At 60.8% G+C, this 6,210-nt stretch carries 7 protein-coding genes; all 7 read right to left on the reverse strand.

From position 1 onward, the window contains the following. Nucleotides 1-697 (reverse strand): hypothetical protein (locus tag ACJWXQ_RS03085; protein ID WP_406672119.1); only part of this gene is annotated, 697 nt, incomplete at its 3' end. After that, the gene (locus ACJWXQ_RS03090) at nucleotides 694-1,071 is read right to left on the reverse strand and encodes a helix-turn-helix transcriptional regulator (RefSeq protein ID WP_346052945.1); all 378 of its coding nucleotides are present in this window, start codon (nucleotides 1,069-1,071) and stop codon (nucleotides 694-696) included. The genes ACJWXQ_RS03090 and ACJWXQ_RS03085, both read right to left, overlap by 4 nt. A gap of 68 nt (nucleotides 1,072-1,139) precedes the next feature. Beyond that, on the reverse strand, nucleotides 1,140-1,991 hold the full coding sequence (locus ACJWXQ_RS03095) for a methylated-DNA--[protein]-cysteine S-methyltransferase (RefSeq protein WP_346052944.1): 852 nt from the start codon (nucleotides 1,989-1,991) through the stop codon (nucleotides 1,140-1,142). Nucleotides 1,992-2,097: 106 nt separating this feature from the next. Continuing rightward, nucleotides 2,098-2,613, reverse strand: a complete 516-nt coding sequence (locus tag ACJWXQ_RS03100) for a c-type cytochrome (protein ID WP_406672120.1) — start codon at nucleotides 2,611-2,613, stop codon at nucleotides 2,098-2,100. Nucleotides 2,614-3,320: 707 nt separating this feature from the next. Next, entirely contained in the window at nucleotides 3,321-3,614 is a 294-nt protein-coding gene (locus ACJWXQ_RS03105; protein ID WP_346052940.1) for a DUF2306 domain-containing protein, read from the reverse strand. 146 nt (nucleotides 3,615-3,760) lie between these two features. Further along, on the reverse strand, nucleotides 3,761-5,152 hold the full coding sequence (locus ACJWXQ_RS03110) for a hypothetical protein (protein WP_346052938.1): 1,392 nt from the start codon (nucleotides 5,150-5,152) through the stop codon (nucleotides 3,761-3,763). 73 nt (nucleotides 5,153-5,225) lie between these two features. Next, a partial coding sequence (locus tag ACJWXQ_RS03115) for an FMN-binding glutamate synthase family protein (RefSeq protein WP_406672121.1) occupies nucleotides 5,226-6,210 on the reverse strand: 985 nt, incomplete at its 5' end.

Raw genomic sequence — 6,210 nt, forward strand, 5'->3', positions numbered from 1 at the left:
CATCATGTGTGACGAGTGCCACCGATAGCGCCTGGCCGACGTCCAGCACCGCGAGGGTTGCAACCGTGTCGCCATCGAACTCTGCCGCGGTCGGCTGGTCATCATCGCGAAATTCCCAGTAGACCAGACCGAGCAGGATTGCCAAAACCTTGCTCAGCCCAGGGGAATACACCTCATAACCATCGGCCTTATCCATCTGACTCTGCGCCGATACGCCACCCTCCGGCGCCGCGGGTGCGAACATAAAGGCAAACCAGAAGCCCATGAAGAAACCAAAGAACAGGCCATGAAAAACGAACATTTCGGCCAGAACCAGGGGTCCCGGGTCGGCGAGTCCACCCGCGAGCAGTTGAAAAAGCAGCATTAACAGGGCGAAGCTAAGCCCCATGGTGACCGCGCCACGGCGGAAATTTCGCCAACGCTGTTGCCTTTGTACGCGGGCCAGCTCTTCCGCCGGACCGAAATCGGCCACCACCGAAGCATTGGCTGCCTCAACAGTCTGGCCGGCCTTGACCGCCTGGTCTCTGGCCTCCAGCATGTTGTCGCGAATCTCTTCGACATACTGGCGACGAACCGAGCGGCTACCGAGGCAATGCCGGTCCAGGACTCGCAGATAGTCGTCCAGCTCGGCATCACCTGTCTCCAGAATGTCCGGGAAGCCCGTCCCAGGCCATCTCAATAGGTTGGAAACTCTCATTGCTTGTCCTCCCCGTCGGACGCTTGCTCCGTGTTCAGAACGGTCCGCCCCAGCAGGGCGGCGATTCGCCGCCATTCACGGATCCTTCCCTCCAGAAACGCCGCCCCCTCCAAGGTGAGACGGTAGTACTTGCGCGGCCTGCCGCGTTGCCCGGGCTCGTGATAGGCATCCAGGAGACCGCGTGCCTCCAGTCGATGCAGCAAGGGATACAGGGTGGCCTCCTTCACCAGGGCGGCATCTTCGCCCAAGCGGGACCGTAAGCGCTCCCGGATTCCAAAGCCGTAATTCGGTCCCTGGCGCAGAACATCAAGGACCAGGGTGTCAAGCAGCCCCTTGAGGATCTGGCCGTCCGATTTGGTCGCGTTATTAACCATGCTTTGTTTACTTTATTATGCAATGTTTACCTTGTCAAGAAACCCACCCGCACCTGCGCTGGACCACACTAGGGGGCGGAAATGGACTCGCGACTGATCAGGGCAAACTTGATTGGCATGGACCAACGATACCCACCCGGCCCACCACTGCGCCGGATCACGCGGTGACAGGGAATAAAGCAGGCAACGGGGTTGGCCCCCACCGCCGAGGCCACGGCGCGAACAGCCCGTGGACGACCCACCGCCGAGGCGAGATCACCGTAACTGAGCAGTACGCCCTCGGGAATCCTTAACAACGCCCGCCAGACCTGGACCTGAAAATTGCTCCCGCGGACGTGGATCGACAGCGGGCCGGCATCCCGGGGGGCCCTTGAGAGGGCGGCGACGTAGTACTTGCCCGGACCGGCATCGGCCAGCAGCCGCGCTCCGGGCCAGGCTGCCGACAGTTGACCAAGAGCAGACGTTCGGCCCTCAACCTCGGTAAAGGCCAGAAAACACAGGCCGCGATCCGTGGTGGCCACCAGCATGTCCCCCAGAGGCCCTTCATGAAAGCCATAGCGCACGACCAGGCCGGCACCCTGACGGCGATATTCGCCCGGCGATACCGCATCCAGTCTGAGGAAATGGTCATGGACCCGGCCCGCACTGGACAGGCCGGCATCCAGCTGGGCTTCCAGGGCCGTGGCCCCCTCGGCAAGACGCTGCTTGAAGGCTTCCAGGGTCACCAGGGAGAGGAAACGCTTGGGACTCACACCCACCATGCGACGGAACACCCGGGTGAAATGGGCCGGCGACATGGCGGCCTGGGCGGCTGCCTCCGACAGGCTTGGCTGTCGCTCCGCCTCGCTGACCAGGAAATCGATGGCCCGGGCAATTCGCGCGTAAACCGAGTTATTTTCAGAAGCTGGAGACTCAGACACCCTGACACTCTCCGGGGGACTATAACCTTGGGACTTCCCCATTATCCGCCCACGGACGGCCCCCAACCACCCGATTTACTGCATATCCAGACGGCCACTGCCTGCTTCAGCGCGGTTGGGATTCCCCCACCGCCCGTGGCGTGAGCTCGCGGGATCGTCTTTCCGCCACCTCTTCGGCCGTCACCAGCTCAAAATCCGCTGGCAGGGCCTCCGAGTTGCCCCAGGCCTGGCTCAAATAGTTCATCAAGGCAGCGATCTCTTCGTCAGAAAGCTGCCTAAAGCCAGGCATAAAGCCGTCATACACCTCATCATCGATCTCAGTGGGCCCGCTGACTCCATTCAAGACCACATCCAGAAGATACTCACGCCCACCATCCCGACCCAACAGCTCGGACACATGCCCTTCGAGCGGAGGGAAAGCCCCCGGTCGACCCGCCCCATCCCCGCCGTGGCAGGCCATGCAATTAGACTCATAAACGCTATAACCCTGTTCATGTCCCACCGGAACCGACTGACTGGTCGATGGTAGTGGGTCACCACCCTGTGACAGCCACGTATAGAGGCCAACTCCCAAGGCTGCAAGGATTATTGACATTCCTGCAATCGACAAACGCTGGGACATATTCCAATCCGGGCAATGTTGAAATTTTCCAAGGCTCGAAATATACCGGAGATACCGGCCCGATTCCTAGCTGGAACCGCGAGGGCCGTATCACACCGAGTCCTGCGAAGCCCTGGATCCCAGCCGAAACCAATTTCAAGCACCCCAGACAGCCAGAGTTGCTTTCGCATCTGCCCCCATAGGCATCAGCCTGAGGAGCGCTGTATGGATGATGTTCAGCGCTTCGATTCAGGAATGCTCATCCCAGAACCGGATCCGGGCCCACCAAGAACCTTTTCACCGACCAGACCTACGTGAGTGCCGACGAGCTATAACCACAGCCAATAAACTGCCTGCAAAATAATAGAAGACTGCATTTGCCGTGACGGTTGGCACTATGTAATACCAGTTCCGAAAATGTACGCTCACCACGTGACTTGGGATCCCAAAAAGAGAGTCCAGCCAATCTATGAACCAGGCAATGGGAAAGCCCAGGGGAAACGCGGCCGGATCACAGGCCCAGCCGCTGCACGTCAGGGCCTCTCGAAATGCGAAAAATGCCAGTATTAGGTAAGCACCTAGCATCCCCCAGCCCAAACGCGATGACGGCTTTAGCCAATTCGGCATGACACCTCCTCGAGTCTTACCGTCGTTCACGAAGCAGAACCCACTCCACAAAAAGAAGGTTCACCACCCAGCTTGCCCAGGCGGCCATGGCATAGACCTGATCAAACGGGAGGCCCGCCAGGCGTGAAGAAGGCCAGCCATAGGCCGGTCAAACCGCTGATCAAAATACAGAGCAGATAGACCCAGCCACTGGCCCGATGGACACGCCGGTGTCGATTGCGCAGGCGAGAGAGAAACTGAAAGGGGCCAAGTGCCAGGGCCACGGAACCAGCGAGGGCGTGGACGATGAGAGATTGGCGCAAGAAGCCATCGCGCCGGGCGATGAAATCAATGGCATCGGGGTTCCACGCCGCCATGGAGGTATAGCCCGCAACCCCAAGTGCCAGCAATGTCATTATCGACCAGGCAACCCCAGGCAGTATCCGATGCGACAAAATCTCCCCCATGCTGGCCGAAAACCCATTGCGGTCTAAGCCGAGTATAGCGGGCCGTTTCGAGAGAAGCGGGTAAAGTAGCGATTACGCCCTAAAATACCTGCACCCTAGTCACCTCCCATCTGGCGATGATGTGATTTCAGTGCATCGGTAAAGAAATCGTGCAGTCGGGCACCCGGAACCGTGTCTTCGGCCAGGCGCAGCGTCCTCATATCGGGCAGGAGATGCCCGTAATGGAGACCCTGATCATGGGGATTGTGCCCCCGCCACTCAGTGCCCCAGAATAGTAGGACGCCGCCCTCGGGAGCGGGCAGGGTCATGGCGAAGCCCGGAAGCTCATCCCGATTATCCGGCTCATGAATCGAGATCGGTTGGCCAAAGGACCGTCCCCCATCGCGGCTTTTGGCCAGGAACAGCTTGGCGAAATTGCGTTTATCCCAGAAACCACGGGAATAGCGGCTGTCGATCCAGGAGACATAGACATCGTCCCCCTGCACCATCAGGTTGATCGGTTGTCGGCTGACCGAGCGGCTGAGCCGGGTCGGCCGACGACAGCTTTCTCTCTGCTTAAGATCGAAACGGCAGTGCCACAGATCACTATGCTCACGCTGGTCAGTCCAGAGTACGTGAAGAGCGCCCTGCCCATCGATTCTCGATATAAACTGGAACTCCCCAACCGGTAGCCGGGCCCGTGAGACCTGAACGGCTTCACCAAAGTGGATCTCGCTGGCCCCATCGTTCACCGCAGACCCCAATCCACTGCCCGTGGTGAGCGGCCGGGCAAAAATTCCTTCGCGGTCGCGGTAGACAATCCAGGGCCCCTCATCCGCGACCACAACATCAAAGTTCAGGGGCTGGCTCGGCAAGGAACGGGACAGGCCTTCGGCAACATGGGATGGTTCCACGGCCCCGCTTTTGAAGCTGGCGGTCCCCGCTCCCTGCTCATGCAGCACGTGGACGACGTGGTGGCGTCGGGGTTCTTTCCCTTCCGGCCGGCTATCGACTGCAATTGAAAGAAAGAAGAAGACGTGTCCGTTCCATGCGACACGACGGGTCTGTGCGGTAATTCGATTCAGATGGGGCGAGAGCACGATATCTGAATTGGCGGGGGGAGTCTGCTGTACGACAGGAGACAAGGATAAACCTGGTGTCTCGCCCCTCTCCGGCTGCGATGAATCCTCATCCGACGAGCTCCCCGGACGCACCGCCTGCATATGCGCCCGCCCCGGCCCAGTCAGGGCCGTGGTGAGGGCACGTTGAAGGTCAAGATTCCAAATCTGCCGGTCAATGCCCAATTCCGATTCAAGGCGCCTGGCCATAGTTACGGTCTGTGGCTGCAGGCGAAGCGAAGCCTGGTGAACATCCAGTGCATCCAGGGCGGGCAGCGCATCGTTGGGGACAATCACCCGGTCCGGGACCCTGACATCACTGATCAGCATGCATCCGGCAGCCAGCAACATGGCCACGCTTGCCCCAACACCCCTTCGTTGACCGCCCATGGCACCTCCCCATCTGTCCCAACCATAGCCCAACTGGAATGCCCTGCCCACTACAAGCTGGACAGGCAGCGCATTAGGCTGATGGATCGACGCCGGCATAGGGGATGCCGGCCAGCCGGGCCATTTCGTTATGCCAGGCAGTCAGATCAGTGAGATCGAACTTGCCCAGGGCATCATGGCCGCAGGCGCGGGCCATCACCTGCATGAGGGCCACGGAGGCACCGAGGAAGTTGTTCAGGCGCTGGGCGGAGGCCTCCACATCCAGGCGACGACGAAGTTCCTCGCGCTGGGTGGCGATGCCGGCCGGGCAGTTGTTGGTGTTGCAGATGCGCGCACCCACACAGCCAATGGCCTGCATCGCGCTGTTGGCCAGGGCCACACCATCCGCCCCCAGGGCCATGGCCTTGACGAAATCCATGGGCATGCGCAGCCCACCCGTCACGATCAGGGTCACCCGGCCACTGGCCTTCTGGGCATCCAGATAACGCCGTGCCCGTGCCAGGGCGGGAATGGTGGGCACGCTGATGTGGTCCCGGAACATGGACGGTGCCGCCCCCGTGCCCCCGCCCCGGCCATCCAGGATGATGTAATCGGCGCCGGCATCCAGGGCGAACTGGATATCCTTCTCGATGTGCTGGGCGCTGAGCTTGAAGCCCACCGGGATGCCGCCGGTGATGTCCCGCACCCGGGCCGCGAAGCGGCGGAAATCCTCCACCGAGGCCAGATCCTCGAAGGTGGGCGGTGACACCGCCGGCTGGCCCTTCGGAATACCCCGAACCTGGGAGATCTTGCCCGTGTTCTTATTGCCGGGCAGATGCCCGCCGGTGCCGGTCTTGGCACCCTGCCCACCCTTGAAGTGAAAGGCCTGCACCTTCTCCAGCAATTGCTCCGAATAACCAAACTTGGCGCTGGCCAGCTCATAGAAATAGCGGCTGTTCTCGGCCTGCTCTTCCGGCAGCATGCCGCCCTCGCCGGAGCAGATACCGGTCCCCGCCTGTTCCGCCCCCATCGCCAGCGCGATCTTCGCCTCCCGCGACAGCGACCCGAAGCTCATGTCG

The organism is Natronospira sp., assembly GCF_007134575.1.
Taxonomy (GTDB): Bacteria; Pseudomonadota; Gammaproteobacteria; order Natronospirales; family Natronospiraceae; genus Natronospira; species Natronospira elongata.

Coding starts and splice junctions, on each gene's coding strand:
- ACJWXQ_RS03100 (WP_406672120.1), bottom strand. CDS start 2,613: ATGTCCCAGCGTTTGTCGATTGCAGGAATGTCAATAATCCTTGCAGCC.
- ACJWXQ_RS03105 (WP_346052940.1), bottom strand. CDS start 3,614: ATGACATTGCTGGCACTTGGGGTTGCGGGCTATACCTCCATGGCGGCG.
- ACJWXQ_RS03090 (WP_346052945.1), bottom strand. CDS start 1,071: ATGGTTAATAACGCGACCAAATCGGACGGCCAGATCCTCAAGGGGCTG.
- ACJWXQ_RS03110 (WP_346052938.1), bottom strand. CDS start 5,152: ATGGGCGGTCAACGAAGGGGTGTTGGGGCAAGCGTGGCCATGTTGCTG.